Origin of the sequence: Inconstantimicrobium porci, assembly GCF_009696465.1 — a bacterium.
Classification (GTDB): Bacteria; Bacillota; Clostridia; order Clostridiales; family Clostridiaceae; genus Inconstantimicrobium; species Inconstantimicrobium porci.
Map to the genome: position 1 here is coordinate 59,975 of NZ_VULX01000012.1, position 20,733 is coordinate 80,707.

Annotated in this window: 18 protein-coding genes and 2 pseudogenes; 16 read left to right on the forward strand and 4 right to left on the reverse strand. The window is 32.1% G+C overall.

The annotated features are described in order from the left end of the window. Window positions 1-126: 126 nt before the first annotated feature. The 6 genes and pseudogenes from FYJ33_RS09355 to FYJ33_RS09375 all read left to right on the forward strand — a co-directional run bounded on the left by FYJ33_RS09355 (window position 127) and on the right by FYJ33_RS09375 (window position 6,341). A complete protein-coding gene (locus FYJ33_RS09355) occupies window positions 127-1,722 on the forward strand; it encodes a PTS transporter subunit EIIC (RefSeq protein ID WP_338157064.1) in 1,596 nt (531 codons plus the stop codon). Between the two features lie 132 nt (window positions 1,723-1,854). Beyond that, a pseudogene (locus FYJ33_RS16670) lies at window positions 1,855-2,073 on the forward strand (transposase); the annotation flags it as partial. 129 nt (window positions 2,074-2,202) lie between these two features. Beyond that, window positions 2,203-3,651 (forward strand): annotated as a pseudogene (locus FYJ33_RS09360) (PTS transporter subunit EIIC); the annotation flags it as partial. Window positions 3,652-3,698: 47 nt separating this feature from the next. Next, entirely contained in the window at window positions 3,699-3,938 is a 240-nt protein-coding gene (locus FYJ33_RS09365) for a helix-turn-helix domain-containing protein (protein ID WP_154531486.1), read from the forward strand. A gap of 331 nt (window positions 3,939-4,269) precedes the next feature. Then, window positions 4,270-5,616, forward strand: a complete 1,347-nt coding sequence (locus FYJ33_RS09370) for a dicarboxylate/amino acid:cation symporter (RefSeq protein WP_154531487.1) — start codon at window positions 4,270-4,272, stop codon at window positions 5,614-5,616. Window positions 5,617-5,696: 80 nt separating this feature from the next. Next, window positions 5,697-6,341: a hypothetical protein gene (locus FYJ33_RS09375; RefSeq protein WP_206046661.1), complete on the forward strand. Its 645-nt coding sequence runs from the start codon at window positions 5,697-5,699 to the stop codon at window positions 6,339-6,341. Window positions 6,342-6,537: 196 nt separating this feature from the next. Here FYJ33_RS09375 and FYJ33_RS09380 read toward each other — a convergent pair whose 3' ends face one another. Then, window positions 6,538-7,311, reverse strand: coding sequence for a histidinol-phosphatase (locus tag FYJ33_RS09380; protein WP_154531489.1), 774 nt, complete (start codon window positions 7,309-7,311; stop codon window positions 6,538-6,540). Window positions 7,312-7,887: 576 nt separating this feature from the next. Between FYJ33_RS09380 and FYJ33_RS09385 the strand changes: the two genes are divergently transcribed. Beyond that, complete coding sequence (locus FYJ33_RS09385) at window positions 7,888-8,904, forward strand: LacI family DNA-binding transcriptional regulator (RefSeq protein WP_328598682.1); 1,017 nt, start codon at window positions 7,888-7,890, stop codon at window positions 8,902-8,904. 73 nt (window positions 8,905-8,977) lie between these two features. Continuing rightward, a complete protein-coding gene (locus FYJ33_RS09390; protein WP_154531490.1) occupies window positions 8,978-10,093 on the forward strand; it encodes an aminopeptidase in 1,116 nt (371 codons plus the stop codon). A 566-nt stretch (window positions 10,094-10,659) separates the two neighbouring features. Here the strand turns inward: FYJ33_RS09390 and FYJ33_RS09395 are convergent. Next, on the reverse strand, window positions 10,660-11,445 hold the full coding sequence (locus FYJ33_RS09395) for an HAD family hydrolase (protein ID WP_154531491.1): 786 nt from the start codon (window positions 11,443-11,445) through the stop codon (window positions 10,660-10,662). Between the two features lie 162 nt (window positions 11,446-11,607). On the opposite strand from FYJ33_RS09395, the gene FYJ33_RS16360 reads away from it, so the two are divergent. The 7 genes from FYJ33_RS16360 to FYJ33_RS09425 all read left to right on the forward strand — a co-directional run bounded on the left by FYJ33_RS16360 (window position 11,608) and on the right by FYJ33_RS09425 (window position 16,955). Next, on the forward strand, window positions 11,608-11,760 hold the full coding sequence (locus FYJ33_RS16360) for a hypothetical protein (RefSeq protein ID WP_235900819.1): 153 nt from the start codon (window positions 11,608-11,610) through the stop codon (window positions 11,758-11,760). Between the two features lie 93 nt (window positions 11,761-11,853). After that, complete coding sequence (locus tag FYJ33_RS16365) at window positions 11,854-12,270, forward strand: NADH-quinone oxidoreductase subunit B family protein (protein WP_235900820.1); 417 nt, start codon at window positions 11,854-11,856, stop codon at window positions 12,268-12,270. Beyond that, window positions 12,261-12,533, forward strand: coding sequence for an AIR synthase-related protein (locus FYJ33_RS09405; protein ID WP_328598683.1), 273 nt, complete (start codon window positions 12,261-12,263; stop codon window positions 12,531-12,533). Before FYJ33_RS16365 ends, FYJ33_RS09405 begins: the two co-directional genes overlap by 10 nt. Window positions 12,534-12,549: 16 nt before the next feature. Continuing rightward, on the forward strand, window positions 12,550-13,332 hold the full coding sequence (hypD, locus tag FYJ33_RS09410; RefSeq protein ID WP_154531493.1) for a hydrogenase formation protein HypD: 783 nt from the start codon (window positions 12,550-12,552) through the stop codon (window positions 13,330-13,332). Window positions 13,333-13,817: 485 nt separating this feature from the next. Next, window positions 13,818-15,188 carry an ABC transporter substrate-binding protein gene (locus FYJ33_RS09415; RefSeq protein ID WP_154531494.1) on the forward strand — a complete coding sequence of 457 codons (1,371 nt, stop codon included), beginning with the start codon at window positions 13,818-13,820 and terminating at the stop codon, window positions 15,186-15,188. Between the two features lie 97 nt (window positions 15,189-15,285). Continuing rightward, window positions 15,286-16,128: a carbohydrate ABC transporter permease gene (locus tag FYJ33_RS09420; RefSeq protein ID WP_154531495.1), complete on the forward strand. Its 843-nt coding sequence runs from the start codon at window positions 15,286-15,288 to the stop codon at window positions 16,126-16,128. Continuing rightward, window positions 16,128-16,955, forward strand: a complete 828-nt coding sequence (locus FYJ33_RS09425; protein WP_154531496.1) for a carbohydrate ABC transporter permease — start codon at window positions 16,128-16,130, stop codon at window positions 16,953-16,955. Before FYJ33_RS09420 ends, FYJ33_RS09425 begins: the two co-directional genes overlap by 1 nt. Window positions 16,956-17,098: 143 nt before the next feature. Here the strand turns inward: FYJ33_RS09425 and FYJ33_RS09430 are convergent, their stop codons facing one another. Both FYJ33_RS09430 and FYJ33_RS09435 read right to left on the reverse strand, forming a co-directional pair. Next, window positions 17,099-18,136, reverse strand: coding sequence for a DNRLRE domain-containing protein (locus FYJ33_RS09430; RefSeq protein WP_154531497.1), 1,038 nt, complete (start codon window positions 18,134-18,136; stop codon window positions 17,099-17,101). Between the two features lie 43 nt (window positions 18,137-18,179). Next, window positions 18,180-19,193: a hypothetical protein gene (locus tag FYJ33_RS09435; RefSeq protein WP_154531498.1), complete on the reverse strand. Its 1,014-nt coding sequence runs from the start codon at window positions 19,191-19,193 to the stop codon at window positions 18,180-18,182. 160 nt (window positions 19,194-19,353) lie between these two features. On the opposite strand from FYJ33_RS09435, the gene FYJ33_RS09440 reads away from it, so the two are divergent. After that, window positions 19,354-20,550 (forward strand): hypothetical protein, encoded by a 1,197-nt coding sequence (locus FYJ33_RS09440; protein WP_154531499.1) that lies wholly within the window; start codon window positions 19,354-19,356, stop codon window positions 20,548-20,550. Window positions 20,551-20,733 lie beyond the last annotated feature (183 nt).

Sequence of the window (20,733 nt, forward strand, 5' to 3'; positions counted from 1 at the left end):
GTAACTGATATTCAGGCATTAACTATTCGTAACACTTATGGTTAGATTAGGTAATGCCTTTTTTGCGCGCAAAAGGAATAGATTAAAACCATTTGATGTTAAATAATAAACTAAGGAGTAAAAGTTATGAAAGACAAAATATTTGGTGTTTTACAACGTGTGGGTAGATCATTTATGCTTCCAATAGCATTGCTTCCAGTAGCAGGTCTATTTTTAGGACTTGGCGGTTCATTTACAAATAAAACAATGCTTGAAGCTTACGGACTTATGGGTATTATGGGTCCTGGAACAGTAATTAATGCTATATTAACAGTAATGAATGATGCTGGAAATATTGTTTTCTCAAATCTTCCAATATTATTTGCAATGGGTGTTGCAATTGGTATGGCTAAGAAAGAAAAAGAAGTTGCTGCACTTTCAGCAGCTATAGCATTCTTTATCATGCATGCATCAATAGGTGCAATGATAAATATAAATGGTGGAACAGAAGCTTTATTAGAAGGAGCATCTACATCAGTTTTAGGAATTACATCATTACAGATGGGTGTTTTTGGTGGTATTATTGTAGGTCTTGGAGTAGCAGCACTACATAATAGATTTTATAAGATACAATTACCACAAGTGTTATCATTTTTTGGTGGTTCAAGATTCGTGCCAATAATAAGTGCAGTTGTATACTTAATAGTAGGTATAGCAATGTTCTTTATATGGCCTCCAGTTCAGAAGGGTATATATGCAGTTGGTGATGTCGTATTAAAATCAGGATATGCAGGTACTTGGTTATATGGATTAATGGAACGTGCTCTTATTCCATTTGGACTACATCACGTATTTTATTTACCATTCTGGCAGACAGCACTTGGTGGAACTTTAGAAGTTGGTGGAAAACTTATAGAAGGAGCTCAGAATATATTCTTTGCTGAACTTGCTACACCTGGAATAACTAAATTCAGCGTTTCTGCTACTAGATTTATGGCTGGTAAGTTCCCACTTATGATGTTTGGTTTACCTGGTGCAGCTCTTGCTATGTACAAATGTGCAAAGCCAGGAAAGAGAAAGGTTGTTGGTGGACTTTTATTATCAGCTGCCTTAACTTCAGCAGTAACAGGAATAACTGAACCAATTGAGTTTACATTCTTATTTGTTGCTCCACTTTTATATGCAATACACTGCGTATTTGCTGGCGTTGCATATATGCTTATGCACATTATGAATGTAACAATAGGTATGACATTCTCTGGTGGTTTTATTGATTTCTTCTTATTTGGTATTTTACAAGGTAATGCTAAAACAAACTGGTTAATTGTATTACCTGTAGGAATAGCTTATTTTGTAGTTTACTATTTCATTTTCTCAATATTAATTAAGAAGATGAATCTAAAGACTCCTGGTAGAGAAGACGACAATGAAGAAACTAAACTTTACACTAGAAAAGATGTTGAAGCAAGAAAGAACGGAGAAAATGGTTCAGAAGCTAATACTTCAGAAGATTCACTTTCAGCTGCTATAGTTGAAGGACTTGGTGGAAAAGAAAATATATCAGATGTAGATTGCTGTGCTACAAGATTACGTTGTACTGTATACAAATCAGAACTTGTAAAAGATGATGTGTTAAAGCAGACAGGTGCATCTGGAGTTGTTCATAAAGGGCAAGGTGTTCAGATAATATATGGACCAAGAGTTACAGTAATTAAATCAAACTTAGAAGATTATTTAGCGTAGTTTATTATATGATAGTATAAGAAAATGGGGCTGTCGCACAACTAATTAGAAATTAGTTGTGTAGCGGCTCTTTTTTTATGCAAAAAAAACAAATCCTAAACTCAAAGAGAATAGGATTTATCAGATTTATATATGACTTATTCCAAAGTTAAGGAAAATCAAGCTTTGCCACGAAAGTTACTAAAAATCATATTATATGGATATATGAACGGACTTTATTCATCAAGAGATATTGAAAAAGCCTGCTACAGAGATATTAATTTTATCTTTTTACTAGAAGGATCAAAAGCCCCAGATCATTCAACTATCGCAAGATTTAGGACTCTTCATTTTGCACCTTATGCTGAACAGATTCTTGCTCAAACAACTAATTCCCTTTATGAAATTGGTGAAATTTCAGGTGAGTCAATATTTATAGATGGAACAAAAATAGAGGCTAGTTCCAATAAATTCACATTTGTTTGGAAGAGAGCTGTTACTAAAAATATGCTTAAAGCATATGGATTGTTAAATATAATGGGACCAGGAACAGCTGTTAATTCAATTCTTCTGATAATGAATGATGCAGGAAATATTATTTTTAATAATCTACCGATACTTTTTGCAATGGGTGTTGCTATAGGTATGTCAAAGAAGGAAAAGGAAGTTGCAGCTCTTTCTGCAGCTATAGCATTTTTTGTGATGTATGCATCAATAGGCTCGATGATTAAAATCAGCGGCGGAGCTAAAGTGTTTATGAATGGTGCAACTACTTCTGTAGTTGGAATTACATCATTACAGATGGGGGTGTTTGGTGGAATTATAGTTGGACTTGGAGTTGCTGTATTACATAATAGATTTTATAAAGTAGAACTTCCGGAGGTGCTATCATTTTTTGCTGGTACAAGGTTTGTGCCAATAATAAGTGCGATAGTGTATATAATTATTGGGATAGTAATGTTCTTTATTTGGCCGCCTGTTCAGACTGCAATCAATGCACTAGGTAGGTTTGTTATAGCATCAGGATATGCAGGTACATGGTTTTATGGTTTTGTGGAACGTGCACTTATTCCATTTGGTCTTCATCATGTATTTTATCTGCCATTTTGGCAGACAGCAGTTGGAGGAACGGCTGTAGTAGCAGGTAAAACTATAGAGGGAGCACAGAATATATTCTTTGCCCAGCTTGTTCAACCGGGAATTCATCATTTTAGTGTTTTAGCAACAAGATTTATGTCAGGCAAGTTTCCACTAATGATATTTGCATTGCCAGGAGCCGCTCTTGCAATGTATAGAAGCGCAAAGCCACAAAAGAGAAAGATTGTAGGAGGATTACTTCTATCAGCAGCTTTAACATCAATGCTGACAGGTATTACAGAACCAATTGAATTCACTTTTTTGTTTGTAGCACCCAAATTATATATAGTACACTGTGTGTTTGCAGGTCTATCTTACATGATAATGCACATACTGAATGTAGGTGTAGGAATGACGTTTTCAGGTGGCTTTATTGATATGTTCTTGTTTGGAATATTACAGGGAAATGCAAAAACAAATTGGATTAGAATTGTATTAGTGGGGATTGTTTACTTTATAATTTATTATTTCTTATTCAGCTTTTTCATTAAAAAGTATAATATTAAAACTCCTGGACGTGAAGATGAAGAGAAGGTAAAGCTTTATAGGAGAAAGGATAATTACTCAAAAGAGAAATTATCTAAAAATGAATCATTAGCGATAATTGTAGAAGGATTTGGCGGCAAGGATAATATAATTGATGTTGACTGTTGCGTAACTAGATTAAGATGTACAGTGAAAGATTATAATCTTGTTAATGAAGATATATTAGAGAATTCAGGAGCAGTAGGAGTTATTCATAGAGGTAATGGAGTTCAGGCTATTTATGGGCCAAGAGCTACAGTAATAAAATCTGATCTTGAAGATTATCTTGATGATTATCATAAAAATGCTGGGATTAACTGACTAAAAAATTTAATATGAACAGAACAACGCTTTCTGAAAAGTTTAACAGACTTGTGGGAGAAACTATAATAACTTATATCAATAAACTGAGAGTAAATATAGCAACCACTCTTTTAAGAGATACAAGAGTTCCAATTTCTGAAATAATGGAAATAGTAGGTTTTAATGATTCATCATATTTCTTTAGGACATTTAAAATATACAAAGGCCAATCACCTAAAGAGTATAGAGATGAGTACTGCTGTGTTGATTGAATCAATTGCTTTATCAGCCATTATATATTGACAAGCAATGTTATAGATGATAGCATAAAGACAATCCCTTTAAATTGATTCGAGAAATCAGTAAGGAAGTTATAGTATGCTGACCAGCAATAGACTTTAAGCATCATTTATAATCAAAATCTCTTTTTGATATAAATTAAAGTTTTGATAGATCGTAAGCAGCCTTCCTTTATTTAAGGAAGGCATTTTTTATGTCTTTAATTAGTTATATATTTTAAGACGTAGAGCAAGGAGCATACTACCTTATAGTTAAGTCAGTCGCATGGCGGGGAAATAGAACTACTTATAAGGAGAAATAAAAATGAATAAAGGAAACAATAACAGCAGCAGACTGGCCATAAATATGGCAATCGCACTAATCTTAGGACTTATTGCAGGAGTAGGGTGTATCTTTTTAAGAGAAAATCTTATTGCAAGTGGTAGTAAAGATATTTGGACAACAATTAATAACATCTTATTTCAGGATATTTCAGCAAAAGGAGCTACAAATGCTATAGGAGTATTTTATATCCTTGGACAGCTGTTTGTAAGAGCACTTCAGCTTGTTATAGTTCCAATGGTATTTACATCAATTGCACTAGCAATGTGTAAAATAAGTGATACTAAGAAGCTTGGTAGAATATCATACAAGACAATTTTAGGATTTTTATCGACTTCAGTTTTTGCACTTTTATTAGCAGGAATTGTTGGATTTGCAGTAAAGAACATGGGACTTTTTACTACTAATGTAGGCAATGTTGCAGCAAAGACTGGAACAGCAAATTCTACAAATCCATTGATGATAATTGTCAATGCAGTTCCTAGCAATGTTGCATCTGCTTTTTCAGATAATGGAAGTGTACTAGCTATAGTATTTGCAGCAGTAGTTATAGGACTTTGTATCAATGTACTAGGTGATAAGGTAAAAGTATTAAAGGATCTTTTAGAAGATGTAAACTCTATTATTACCGTATTCTTAAGTTTTGTAATTACAAAGTTTGGACCTTTCGCAATATTTGTTCTTATAACTAGAACATTTGCAATTTACGGAGTAGATAACTTAAAGCCAGCACTTGTATATGTTGTAACTACAGTTGCTGCGTTATTGGTATTTTTAGTATTTGGCTATGCTATATTCATAGCAGTAGGGGCAGGTCTTAATCCTGTACATTTTGTAAAGAAGATAGGAAAAGTTGCACTATTTGGCTTCTCAACATCATCTTCAGCAGCTACTTTGCCTCTTAATACAAAAACAACTACAGAAGAGCTTGGGGTAAGCGAAGATGTAGCATCATTCATACTTCCTCTTGGAATGACAATTAACATGAATGGTACTGCTATAATGCAGGTTATTGCCGCTATATTTATAGCAACTAGTGCAGGATATAATGTTACAGTAAGCAATGTAATAGTTATTGCACTTTTAGCATTAATAGCATCAGTAGGAACACCTGCTGCACCTGGGGCTGGCGCAGTAATATTATTTACAGTGTTAACAGGAATGGGGTATAACAACGATTCAGCAATGCTTGCATATTCACTAATACTTGCAATAAATAGACCTATAGAAATGCTTGTAACATCACTAAATGTAGTTGGAGATTCAGCTACAAGTGTTGTAGTAGCAAAATCAGAAGGAATGTTAGATGAGGAAATTTATTTTTCTTAAATAGCAGGTATAATAGCTAAAAAAAAATAGTATCTATATATAAATAGCTTTATAGTAGAGGTTAAGTTATGGAGATATTTATGTACTATTTTTTATTAATACTTATGTGTGCTTTGATAATTAATCTTATATTTATTATTAGGAGAAAATGTCCTAAAAAGATATCTGTACTAATGAATGTAATGATGATTTTGTTCCTCATTAGGTGTATATCACTGATATTCCTATCAATAACTAATTCAAATAATTATGCACTTATGATAGGACGGCTTAGTGAACTTAATGTTATTTATGTACCGGCAGTTATTTTTATAACAGTTTATATTTTTAGAAGAGACAATGTAATGAAATTTATTTCTGTTTATCCGTATATTGCGGTGTTTGCTGTACTTTTTGGAGTAGAAATGTATTTCTCGAAGTACAGCTTGAAAATAATAAAACAGTTTGGGTTTGTTATATTTTCTTCGAATGAACTTATAGAAAATTTCATTTTCATAACTGTATTGGTGTTTTTGGAAATAATAAGCATAAAGGTTCTGCTGGAGCCAAGGAGTAATAAAGCAGGAATGATCTTTTTAATTATGAGTATTATCTTAATGATAGTTGAAAGATTCTTATTTATATATGAAGTATCTGTGTTTCCACTGCCAGTAATAAGTGAGTTTATTCTTTTAATGACATCATACTATACAGTATCAACTTTTAAGAAAATAAAGAATGTGTGATATTGGAACAAATTAAAACATCTTGATAAACTAGAATTTGAATTAAACTACAAATTCTAAATTATCTAGATGTTATTTTTTATGGTATAAGAAACTGCATTGAAAAAGGTGAAATTTTGATGCTGTAAACCGTTGGAAATAAAGGGGTTACACAATAACTCAAAAAAATGATATAATGAAATTTTATCCTTTTTTGTTAGTATAAGTCCACTAAATGTAACTTCATTTTTCTGCAGTAATCAAAAGCTATTTTATTATATATGTCATTAAGCTGTGCTGGGTCGTGTGCATCGCAACCAATGATTACGTCTATATTTCTACCACTTACTTTTTTCCAGAATGAATTATGTGGGTACTGGTATCTTACGCCATCGCACATATCGCTTAAGCCTTTTCTGAAGCCATTGGCATTTATCTCTAGTATAAAGTGATATTTTTCTGCAGCATCTATGATGATGTCAGCTGCCTTATCACAGTTTTCATCCCATTTAAAGTTGTTTTCATACATTAAGTCAGGGTGGGCAAGATATTTAAAATATCCAGTCTTCATTCCCTTGACTGATGATTGTGCATAGTCAATAAAACAGTCTGTAGATTCCGCATCATAAATATTATGGATGTTATTATTAGTATCTTCATAATAATGCTGACCAAGAATTAAGTAGTCCACGGTCTTGTTTTTAAGCAGTTTTCCATAGTAACTGTCCAAAGATGATATATACTCAATTTCCAGGCCGCATAGAAGTTTAATCTTATCTTTATATTCTGTTTTTAATATATTTATTTCGTTAATATACTGCTTCAGATTATCATAGTCCATTCTGAAACCAAATCCATCACCTGGAAATGGTCCATGATCTGAAAAGCCAAGAATTTTTAAATTCGATTTTAAGGCTTCTTTGACATAATCTTCACAGCATCCATTAGCGTGTCCGCAGTATTCGCAGTGTGTATGGTAGTTGAATTTCATAATTTAACACCTCTCAACATATTGATATTTTATTATACATATTAAGTGAGAATAAGAAAAAAATATAATGAGTTTTACATAAATATTCTGATATTCTGACATATAATTGTCACAAAAATTGTGTATACTCAAAATTGTAGATAAAAAATCTTTTTTCATTAAATTCCTTTAGGAAACAGCCTGAAAGATAATATGGGTACCCCGCCTAAGTTATCCTTCAGGTCTTTTTTTATGTTTTAGGTAGAAATTAATTAGTTATTTGTATTTATATAACAATTCATATACAAAGGCAAATATATTGCAATTACCAGTAACTATATTATAAAAATGAAAAGAAATGTATAATTTAATTATACTAGATTATACAAAAGAGAGCTATTCCAAAATACATGTTTGTACATTTAATGATAAGTTTTTATAATTTTTGTGAAGTACAGTTCAATGTTTGGTAATATTAAACAAATAGAAGCTGTAGTACTATAAATTGACACGAATATAATTTATAATAGTTATCATAATGAATAAATAGTTTAGATGAAATAATGCATATATAATTATTTAGAATAGGAGGATAAGGTGTTAACAATATATGATATAGCTAAGATTACGGGATTTTCACCTACAACTGTGTCAAAGGTTATTAATAATTATCCGGATGTTAGTGATAAAACAAGAAATAAAATAAAAAAAGCTTTAGTAGAATCAGGATTTAAACCTAATGCTCAGGCACAATTCTTATCAACAAAGAAGACATGGACAATAGGTGTAGTGTATTATGAAGGAGTAGGAATAGGGCTTGCCCATCCTTTTTTTTCATATGTAATACAGGCATTTAAACATAGGGTAGAGGAGTATGGATATTCATTGTTGTTTGGATCAAAAACTGATAGGCTGAAAAATAGTACCTTCTTAGAATATTTTAAGTATTCTAGGGTGGATGGTATAGTAATAATATCTACTGAAGAAGGAAATAAGGAAACAGAAGAAATCATAAATAGTGATTTCCCATGCGTTATTATTGATATAAGAAATAATAATGCAGCTACTGTAAGTTCTGACAACGAAAAAGGATGTAAACTTGCAATAGATTATTTATATGAGCTTGGACATAGAAAAATAGCTCATATTAGTGGAGGCTTTGGAGATAGAAATTGGTCAAGTACTACAAGAATCAAATGTTATAAGGAAGCTATGAATAATTTAGGACTTAATGTTCCAAATGGATATATTGCTGATGGAGTTAATTTCGATTATTCAGGAGGATATAGTGCTATGAAAAAACTTTTAAAATTAAAAGATAGGCCCACAGCTGTGTTTGCAGCAGGAGATAAATTAGCTCTTGGAGCCATTGCGGCTATAAGGGATGAAGGAATGAATGTGCCTGATGATTTTTCAGTAATAGGATTTGATGATATAGAACTTGCAAGATATGTTACACCAGGTCTTACAACAATAAGGCAGAATTCTACTGAATTAGGCAGATCAGCAGCAGATATTCTTGTAGAGCAGATTAATCAGAAGAAGAAATTAACTGTGAACAATGTTATACCTGTTGAATTGGTAAAAAGGGATTCCTGCAGGAAAATTAATTAAGTGATATTATTATCTTATATAAATATTGGTGTATAGGCATATATATCGATAATATTTTAAGGAGGAAATTAAAATGGCAGATCAAAGATTAAGTAAACTCGCAAAACTTCTTGTTAATTATTCAGCAGGGGTAAAAAAAGGTGATAGAGTTTATATCTCATGTGATGAAGTTGCTGCACCATGGCTTGTGGAGGTTGCAAAAGAAGCAAGCAAGGCTGGAGCTGTAATTGAATATCAGTTATCATCTCAGGATGCTAAGAATGCAATACTTAAGTATTCATCAGAGGAGCAGCTTAAAACTAAGGGGATTATGACAGCAGCTATTCTAAAGGAAGCTGATGTATGGCTTAGTGCATGGGGAGGCAGAAATACTAAGAACAATTCTAACATTCCCTCTGAAAAACTAAGTGCTTCTATGGAAGGCGATAAGTCATGGAGAAAATATTATTCTGAAAGAATGGGAAATGGGTCTTTAAGATGGTGTGGAACTCAATTTCCTACATATTCAGATGCACAGGAAGCTTCTATGAGTCTTGAGGAATATGAAGATTTTGTTTATGGTGCAGGACTTTTATATGCAGATGATCCTATCGAAGAGTGGAAAAAGGTCAGTGCAAAGCAGGAAAGATGGGTTAAGTATCTTGATACAAAAAGTGAAATCCATATAATTTCAAAGGGTACTGATATAAAGGTTAATGTTAGCGGCAGAAAGTGGATCAATTGTGATGGAAGAGTTAATTTTCCAGATGGTGAAATATTTACATCGCCAGTAGAAGACGGCATTAATGGACATATAACTTTTTCATTCCCAGGAATTTATGCCGGCAAGGAAATAGAAGGTATTGAACTTGATGTTAAGGATGGAAAGGTAGTTAAGTCGTTCGCAAAAAAGGGTCAGGATCTTTTAGATACTCTTCTTAAAATAGATGAGGGGGCAAGTCATTTCGGAGAAGTTGCGATTGGAACTAATTATGGTATCAAGAAGTTTACTAAGAACATGCTTTTCGATGAAAAGATAGGTGGAACTGTTCATATGGCAATAGGTGATTCCATGCCAGAAGCAGGTGGAAAGAATAGATCTAATATCCACTGGGATATGCTTTGCGATATGAGAGACGGTGGAGAAATCTACGCTGACGGAGAACTGTTCTATAAGAACGGACAATTCATAGAAGAAGTACTGAAATAAGATTTGAACTAATAGATAAGTACGTATTAGGATTTCATATGAAATTTCTCGATGTTATCTTATTTTCAAGGATCAATGAAGGAGGTAATTAATGGTGTTGCGCTTAAGCAGGCATTCCAAATCTTTGATTTGGCATGTTCGCTTACGTCTTGACCAAGCAGGCATTCCAAATCTTTGATTTGGCATGTTCGCTTACGTCTTGACCAAGCAGGCATTCCAAATCTTTGATTTTCGATCTCTTATGTACATGAGAATAATGTCTTGCTTATTCATCAAACTTATCACCTTCTGCAACTCCTTAATACATAATATTATTTCCAATTTATTATGTGTTTAAGAAGTATTTTCTATAAGAGGTGGCCTACTTTTTAATGAAACTTCTGGTCTACTTTTAGCTTACCCTATACAGGCGAAGCCTCCAAACCTCTTTATTATTAATAATGAGAGTTTTAAAGAGGATTTGTCCTCTTTTTGCAACTCACGAGAGTGAGTTGAACCCTTAATTAGTGATTGAGAAATGATCACTGATCATAAAAAATGGACAAACATTATGTTTGTCCATTTTTTTATAGTACATATTCGTTTATTGCTTTGATGACGCCATTGTTTTTATTGCTGTCTGCAATAAATCTTCCATATTGTTTCATATCATCATTGGCATTTTCCATAACGAAGCTGTAATAGCCTTCTTTAAGCATGTCTACATCATTGTAAAAGTCACCAAATACCATTGTTTCTTCAAAAGTTATATTATCTTCTTTCTGCAACTGTTTTAAGGCAGCACCTTTATTTATGTTTTTATTCATAATATCGACCCATATTGTACCTGATACTACGACTTTAAAGTCAGAACCAAAAAGTGGTTCAAGAATCTTATAAGAATGTTCTGATGAGCCGTTTAAATCGCAGACAGCTATTTTAAAGATGTCATCATCAATATCTTTTAAGTCTGAGACGATTTTTTTATTAATATAGTATTTATCTATTTCTTTTTGTATTTCCGCACAACATTTTCTATGATACATGAATTTTTTACCACATAAAATCAATTCTACATTTTCCATTCCTGCTGATGCATCTATAATTTTATTTACTACATCCTTATTAATAACACTTATTTCAGGTTGTCCATCATGGCCTACCACGTAAGCTCCATTATCACAAATATAATAAATATCATCAGAGTAAGGTTTAAAATTTTCATATAGCGTAACATAAGGTCTGCCACTAGCTACTGCGAATTTTACATTCTTTGCTTTTAGCTTTTCTATAGTTTCAAAGAAATCTTCTGGAAGTTTTCCATGCTCGTTTAGTAAAGTTCCATCCATATCAGTTGCTATTAATTTTATCATAAATAAACTCCCTTCATCCCATTAAATTAAGTATAAATCTTATAGTAATTTAAGTATAGTATAGACAACTTTTTAATTCAACTATCTAAATTAGTAAACAGTTATAATTATGATATTTCTGGAATATGCTCTTATTGACATGATTTTTAGGAGAATTTAATAATGCAAAATTCTTTTACTGATGAATATGATTATAAAATAGGCTGTATGGGTCATGCTGGATGCGCAAGAGGAAGGGCAGAGCCAGATAAATTTGCAAGGCAGAATGCTGATGAAGTAGCAAAGCAGATAGCATCTGGAAACAAAAGAAAATAAATGCAGTGTGGATTGAAACATCAGGATGTTTTGGTGAAGTTATTTCGCTGCTTAATGGACAGGATCCGGATATACTTTATATGTTGCAGAAGCTTGTTAATATGGATTTTTTTTGGAAGTATTTCGGGTGCAGAAGGAGAAAAGGCATATGAAAAAATACTTTCTGTATACAACACGGAATACATTCTTTTTGTTAGTGGCGCTATCCCTGTGGCAGCAGGTGGTCTTTATACTACTATTGTAACATATAAGGGCAAGACTATAACAGCAATGGAGATTATAAGAGAGGCAGCAAAGAATGCAAAACATATCATCTCAATAGGAACATGTCCATGTTATGGTGGGCCTTCAGCAGCAGCACCAAATCCTTCACAGGCAAAAGGCGTTAAAGACTTTCTTGGAAGAAATGATATTATTCAGATTCCAGGATGTCCCGCAAATCCATTATGGGTATTTGGGACTGTTGGATATCTTATAAATTACGAGAATATTGATAGAGAATACCTGTAAAGAAAGAGGTTGCTGAATTCTTTGATTTAATCGGTCTTGATCCGTTGTATGCAGCAAATGAGGGCCGGCTTTTATGTATTGCAGATAAGAATATTGCTGATCTTGTTTTAGATGCTATGCATAAAAACAAAGAATGCAGAGAAGCAGTTATTATCGGTGAAGTAATTGATGAACATAAGGGAATAGTCTATATGCAGAATAGTTATGGTGCATTGAAAATTATTAGAACATCACAGGGAGAAGTCCTGCCAAGGATATGCTGATAAAGGGGAGGCAGTTATGGAAGAGTCAGATGTATGTAGAAAATTGATTAAACTGATTAACAAAAACAGTATTAGACAGATTAACATAATGGAAGTCTGCGGTACACATACAAGAAATATCTTTAAATACTGTATAGATAAACTTATTGATAAAAAAATAAATCTTATAGCAGGACCTGGATGCCCTGTATGTGTAACGCCTACTAGTTATATTGACAGTGCTATAGAATTATCAAGAAAAAGCGGAGTTATAATTGTTACTTTTGGGGATATGATTAGAGTACCGGGCAGTTTAGGTTCCCTCAGTATGGAGAAAGCTATGGGAGGTGACGTGCACGTTATCTTTTCACCACTTGATTCATTAAAAATAGCAGAGCAGAACAAAGATAAGGAAGTAGTGCTGCTTGGAGTAGGTTTTGAGACAACAGCTCCGTCGATTGCACTTACCATAAAATATGCTAAAGAGAGAGAACTCTCTAATTTTTCTGTACTCCTCTCACTAAGAACTATGATAAACGTTATGAAAAGGCTTATGACTTATGATGATGTCCGTATAGACGGTTTTATCTGCCCTGGACATGTTGCAGCTGTTATTGGAGCTAGTTCTTTTGAGAAACTTAGCCTGATTTCACATACACCAATGAGTATATGTGGTTTTAAGATGCGAGAAATATTATCAGGAATATTATCTATAGAAGATATGATAAATAAAGGTGAATACAGATGTGAAAATTTATATAAAAGCGTAGTTTGCGATAGGGGAAGTATAGGCACATGCAGATCGTTTTATTATATTTAGCATAGAATTATAAATTGGTCAAGTTTTTATCTGATTTTATAGAGTTTTAAGATAATAAAACAATTTAAGATTGAGCAGTGCTGTTTTATTGACGTTTCCCCCAAATGGGTATTGTATTTAAAATTGTTTATCCAAAATAGAAAATAACGAACAATTATTCAATAAAACGTACAAAAAATATTAAAATTTATATAAAACACAAAAAAATATGGTAAAGTATTGAATTATATCCATATAAAGGAATATAATATGTGTAAAAAGTTAATTGTTCTTGCTTAAACGTTTACTAAAATTCGTTAACAAATAATGTATATAAATTGTAATAAATATTTCAGAAGTATGAATAATATATGAACTTAATTTGTATAATGTATAGATAAATGTAGTTAAACGCTTATAAATGTTCAATTTCTTTTGTTTATAAACTGTTGTTAAACGTTTTTAATAGCAGTTTTATAATAGATACTAAAATGGGGGATTTTATTATGAAAACAAAGAAAATTTTAGCAATTAGTATGGCAGCAGCTATGTTGGTTGGAACACTCGCAGGATGCGGCAAAACTACAGACACTACTGATAAGAAGGATAATGGAGCTAAAGAAGTGTACTACTTAAATTTTAAACCTGAAATTGCAGATGTCTATAAGGATATCGCTGCTGACTATGAGAAAGAAACAGGCGTAAAGGTAAAAGTTAAGACTGCTGCAAGTAAGACTTATGAGCAGACATTAAAGTCAGAAATGGCTAAGGATGATGCTCCAACTTTATTCCAGATTAATGGACCAATGGGATATAACAACTGGAAAGATTATTGTGCAGATTTAAAGGATTCAGACTTATATAAACACCTAAGTGATAAGAGCTTAGCAGTTACTTCTAATGGTGGCGTATTTGGTATCCCTTATACAGTTGAAGGATATGGAATAATATATAATCAAGAAATAATGGACAAGTATTTTGCATTAGCTGAAAAGAAGACTGATGCAAAGACTATAGATGATATTAAAGACTTTAAGACTTTAAAAGCAGTAGCTGAAGATATGCAGAAGAATAAAGACAAGTTAGGAATTAAAGGAGTATTTGCGTCAACAGCAATGGCATCTGGTAATGGCTGGCGTTGGGATACTCATCTAGCTAATGTCCCTATGTACTATGAATTCAAGGATAAGGCTGGAACTGGTTCTGTAATTGATTCAGGTCTTAACAGCAAGACTGTTGATTTTAAGTATGCTGATAACTATAAGAATATATTTGATTTATATTTAAATAATTCTTGCACTGAAAAAGGATTACTAGGCAGTAAATCAGTTGATGATGCAATGTCTGAGTTTGCATTAGGACAATGTGCTATGACTCAGAATGGTAACTGGGCTTGGTCACAGATAGCTAAAGTAAGTGGCAATAAGGTTAAGGAAGATAAGATTAAAATGCTTCCAATATATACTGGTGTAACTAATGATCAAAAACAGGGTATATGTGTTGGTACTGAAAACTATTTTGCAGTAAATAAAAAGGCTTCTGAGGGAAAACAGAAGGCAGCTAAAGATTTTATAAACTGGTTGTTTACTAGTGATAAAGGTAAGTCTTATGTTACTGGTAAGTTAGGATTTATAGCTCCATTTGATTCATTTAAGGAAAATGAGAAACCATCAGATCCGCTTTCTAAGGAAGTTATGGGCTGGATGGCTAAGAAAGACATTAAGAATGTAAACTGGATATTCCAGGCATTCCCAAGCGAACAGTTTAAGAATGAATTCAGTGCAGCATTACTTGAGTATGTTCAAGGCACTAAGAAGTGGAATGATGTAGTTAAAGTAGTTAAGGATTCATGGCAGGCAGAAAAATCAAACAACTAGCATTTGAATGTAAAGGGCGATGCTGATTTGTATCAGCCCTTTACTTATCTTGAGACTGTTTAAATACTAATTTAATCAAAAGAAAGGGGCTGTAAATATGCAAAAGTCATTAAAAAAATATTTTCCTATATTTGTATTGCCGACTCTTATAGCTTTTTGTATTGCATTCTTAATACCTTTTATAATGGGAATTTATTTATCATTCACAAAATTTAATACAGTTACTGATGCTAAATTTATTGGAGTAAAGAATTATGTAAGAGCATTTCAGAATGCTGATTTTACAAATGCATTGTGGTTTACATCTAAATTTGCAGTTGTTTCAGTAATTACAATTAATATTTTTGCGTTTACCCTTGCATATCTTCTTACAAGAAAATTAAAAGGAACCAATATATTTAGAACAGTATTCTTTATGCCAAACCTTATTGGTGGTATAGTTTTGGGATATATATGGCAGATAATCTTAAATGGTATCTTATATAAGCTGGGTGTTAACCTAACATATGATCCTAAGTATGGATTTTGGGGATTAATTATACTTATGAACTGGCAGCTTATTGGATATATGATGATTATATATATTGCAGGTATACAAAATATACCTACAGATTTAATTGAAGCAGCTCAAATTGATGGGGCTACAAAGTTTACTATATTAAGAAAAGTAATAATTCCATTAGTTATGCCTTCAATTACAATATGTTTATTCTTGACATTATCAAATGCATTTAAACTATTTGATCAGAACCTAGCATTAACAGATGGTGCACCTTCAAACAAGACTGCAATGCTGGCGCTTGATATTTATAAGACATTCTATGGAAGAGTAGGCTGGGAAGGTGTTGGACAAGCTAAAGCAGTTATATTCTTCATAATTGTAGCTTTAATTATGTTGGTACAGCTTACTATAACTAGAAGAAAAGAGGTAGAAAATTAATGCAGAGAAAAAAGAGTATACCTATATATGTAATATTGATTGCGTTGACAGTTTTATTTTTAGCTCCAATAGTTATGGTTTTATATAATTCATTTAAAGGTAAGGCTTATATCAGTACACAGATATTTGCGCTGCCAAATAAGACTTCATTTGTCGGACTTGATAACTTCAGAAATGGTATAGAAAAGGCTGGTTTTGTGGGGGCATTCCTAAGAAGTTTATTTATAACAGTAGCATCTACAGGACTTATCATATTATGTACTTCAATGACAGCATGGTATATTACAAGAGTTAAGACAAAGTTCTCAAATGGATTATATTATTTATTTGTGTTTTCTATGATTGTACCTTTTCAGATGGTTATGTTTACTATGAGTAAGATGGCAAATATGCTTCATCTTGATAATATAATTGGTATTATCGTAATATATCTTGGTTTTGGTGCAGGACTTTCAGTTTTCATGTTTGCAGGATTCGTAAAGTCAGTGCCGATTGAAATTGAGGAAGCAGCCATGATTGATGGATGTTCTCCACTTAAGGTATTCTTTACAATAGTATTTCCACTGTTAAAACCAATTTACGTAACAGTGACTATTTTAAATGTTATGTGGATATGGAATGATTACCTGTTGCCATACCTGGTAATAGGAAGCGACTATGCAACTATCCCAATAGCACTTCAGTATTTAAGAGGTGGCTATGGAGCAGTAGATATGGGAGCAATGATGGCATTACTTGTTCTTGCAATAATACCTATAGTTGTGTTCTATCTGACTTGTCAGAAACACATTATAAAAGGAGTTGCAGCCGGAGCTGTAAAGGGTTAAAAAGACTAATTATTTATATAAGAAAAGCTGGCATAAACTCTATGCCAGCTTTCTATTTTAATGTTTAGAAAATTGCATTGAAAAAGGTGAAATTTTAATGCTGTGAACGACGAAGTCTCTGGAATATATCTTGAAACCTTTTTTTATTCTATATTTTGAATTGAAAGTGTGGATAATAAACTTTTCAGTTTATCAAGGGAACTTCTTGTTTCATCAAGTTTTGCAGTGATTTCAGTAAACTTTTCATCAGGAAAAGCTGAACCGCTACTACTTGTATCAGATTCATGATTAATTAACGTGAATATATTATTAAGTTCAGTAAGTTTGTCTAAAATCCTATTTATATTATTTTGTATGTCCTTAATCAAAGTTTCATTATTATTTAGTCTTTCCAATAATGCATCATATATCTTGGTAGTGTTACTGTTTGTTATATTAATGGAGTTTGAGATAGATTTAATAGTACTATCTATATTAGATGATTGTTTTCTGTTTTCCATAAGGTTGTTCATAATTGTAGTCATATTATTGTGCATATCGATGATCATTGATTCATGGTTATTTATTTTTGATAATAGTGTGGAATATCTTACATCAGCAGAATCTGGTGTATTTTTATCGTTAGTAAGTTCCATTTCATCTTCAATCTCAGAATCTTTTAGCTGAAATTCTATGAAAGGTGGATTTTTAGCATTAGCTGAGCTTAAGATTACTGCATATTTTTCATCATAGTTAGCAGGAAATAAAACAAGATTTAAGGTTTCTAGATTTTTAGAATGATTTTTTATAAGCTTCGTTATATTTATCCGTACAAGGGAATTTGTAATATGGCTGGGAATACTTATGCTTAAGATAGCTGTTGGATCATCAGTTTTTAATGTTGTCCATGTAATTGTTTCATAGTCTTCAAAGTCATTACCGATGTATAGCCCAATATTACATGATGCATGGCCAGCTGTTTCTACCTTCCTAATAAAAATGGAAAGATAAGCGTTAATGATTTGATTTTTATCTATGGTGCCAGTGTTGAAACTTAATAATGTTTTAAAAGAGTGGTAACCCAGTGAAGTTTCATTGGTGTTACCAATAGATACTATTTTATAGTTTGAGTAGTTTCTGCCTGGCTGCAGTTTATCGATGAATGATGAGAATTCACATGGAATTTTATTTGATTTTATCATTTATGCCTCCAAATAAAATTAATTTACAATACATATTGTTGATTTAAGTGCCTAGTATTTTAAATGTATCAAGATCTAAGAATACAGAATAGGAGTTTATTTCATTATCTCTATTGGGATTTGTTTTATAGTTGCAGCATGTAAAGGTCGAGATATATATCTTAGGATTTATTAATACTGGCCCCCAAGTATCACCTGAATCGTCTGAAATACAAAAATATAGATTATTATACTCGCTCCATTGAGCACTTATTCTTGAATTCTGTTCTAGTATTGTTGGAAATGAACAAGCTGTAGCATCTCCTAAAGTATTGTAGTGCAATATAGTAAAATGATTATTATCAATATAGCCTTGTATGTAGGAACACTGATATTTATAGAGATCTTTTTCAGAAAATAAAATATGATAGTTATTTTTTTTATCAATTAGAGCGGAAAGGTATATTTTGTCATGACGAGAATTTGTTAACTGTATAGGTTTTTCCCATCTTAAGCTCTCTTTGTTAAAAAGTGAAAGGAAGAGTTCTTCATGATTATTACATAATTTATAATATAATATACTCATGTTTTTACTTGAATTATATAAAGTTACGTAATTTGTGAGCGTATTATAACTTACCAGGTTAATAATGTTTTTACGCCAGCCATTGGTATTTTTATGATAATGAATAAGATTGCATTTATGTGGAGATGATTTTTCAGAACAATAGTAAAATATATTAATAGAATTATTTATTATTTTTATAGATACATATTTTATAGATATTTGGATTGTATTGAAATTAAGTAGTCGCTTTTTGACTATGATTCTATCCTTAATAAGGATGTATATAAGAGAGCCTTTTTTATCATTTACTATACCGTATATGTTGTCATTGTTATCTATTTCAAACCAGTAGTCTATAAAGGTGAAATGCCCATCAAATATTTTTTTAGAATATATAAGCTTATTTTTATTGCCATATCTCGATATGATTAAGCCATTTTGGTTGTTAATCTCAAAAATATCATTATTTCGATTTTTTATTAGTGTTATAAAGTTTCTTGAAAAACTCATTAAGAATTTCTCCCCAAAATATATTCTCATAATATCTATATGACTAAAAATTTATATTATACCAGGAATGCTTAAAAATAAAGAACAAATCATAGTTCATATCATAATTTATATCATAAGCAAAAAGAAACTTTCATTAAAATAAGGAGGTTAATTTATAATGGCAAATTGTAATTGTAATCATAATTGCGAACCAGGTACTGCTGTACGTGGATGTTTTTCAAAAGGATGTACAAATAATAAGTTCAGTGCTGCAAATTGTCCATGTACTCCATGCAATTCACCTGTAATAGTTGAGACTGATCCCAATTTGAGTAATCAAGTATTGGTTCCGATATTAGCCAATGTTGTTCAAAATTGCATGACAGTTAATAAATATGAGACAGCATGTCCAGATAATCTTGTTTTTTTAACAAACTTTCCAGTAGGGTCAGGTACAAACGAACCTTCTGGAGCTGTTTGTATTAAAGGAATTTCTTATAGTTATGATTGTATAGGAATTGATATTCCAGGACCATCAAAAACAATAACTGGTTATCTTGATGGTAACGTATTAGCATTGACAGCTACTAAAGCTGCATGTTCATGTGGATATGAATGGGACTGGGGACATTCAGGGTCAGTAGAACTTTATAATGAATTTGAAGGTTCTGCAAGAACAACTGCATGTTGTTGTACTAAGACCAATCCACCTACTTCTAGACAATATGCTTTAAGAAAAATATGTGAAACAAAACTTAAGTTTGCAATATGCAATTTAAAGGTGACTATTCAGGGTACAATAGGAGGATATCCATTTACAGCAGAACTTAAAGGTACAGCAGAAAAGAAATTTGGCAAGTACAAGTTTACACCTTTAGGCAACCCAACTTCTTTAGGTGCATTATCATTTCCTGAAACTTTGAACTTTGCTGGAAGGATGTGTTTGCCAACATGTACAAAACTGAATATTAGTGAGCAATTTGAGAATTGTCTAACAATTGACTGTATAAGGCCAATTTCTGCAACTTATACAAATATACCATGGTTAATGCCACCAGCACCAGTAGCAGCACCTAAAGCTGAACCTACAGGAACACCTGAAGCTGAATCTACAGCAGCTCCTGAATCATTATTTATACCTGGATACCCTCAACCAGTTTATGGATATTATCTTCTGGCTGCAGGTGATTTATCATTAATAATAAATAAACAGATTTATGCAACAACAACTGAGAAACTTGCGGTTCTTACAACTGAAGGATCTCATATTGTATGTAATGATGGAAATTCAACAATTCCAACATGCCCTCAAACATCACCATGTACTAATACTTCAATACCATGTCCACCAGCTCCTGAAGTATTTGAAGAATAATATAAATAAAAAATTAGGTTGTATCGAAGGTATTCGATATGAACTCAAATAAAAAAGGTAGATCCGCAATTGAGTCTACCTTTTTTTGGACATAAGTACATTTATGGATAATTTATCTATATTAAGGAAGAGGATAAATGATCGATTAAAATTTAAATACAATGTAGCAATAGTGATCATATA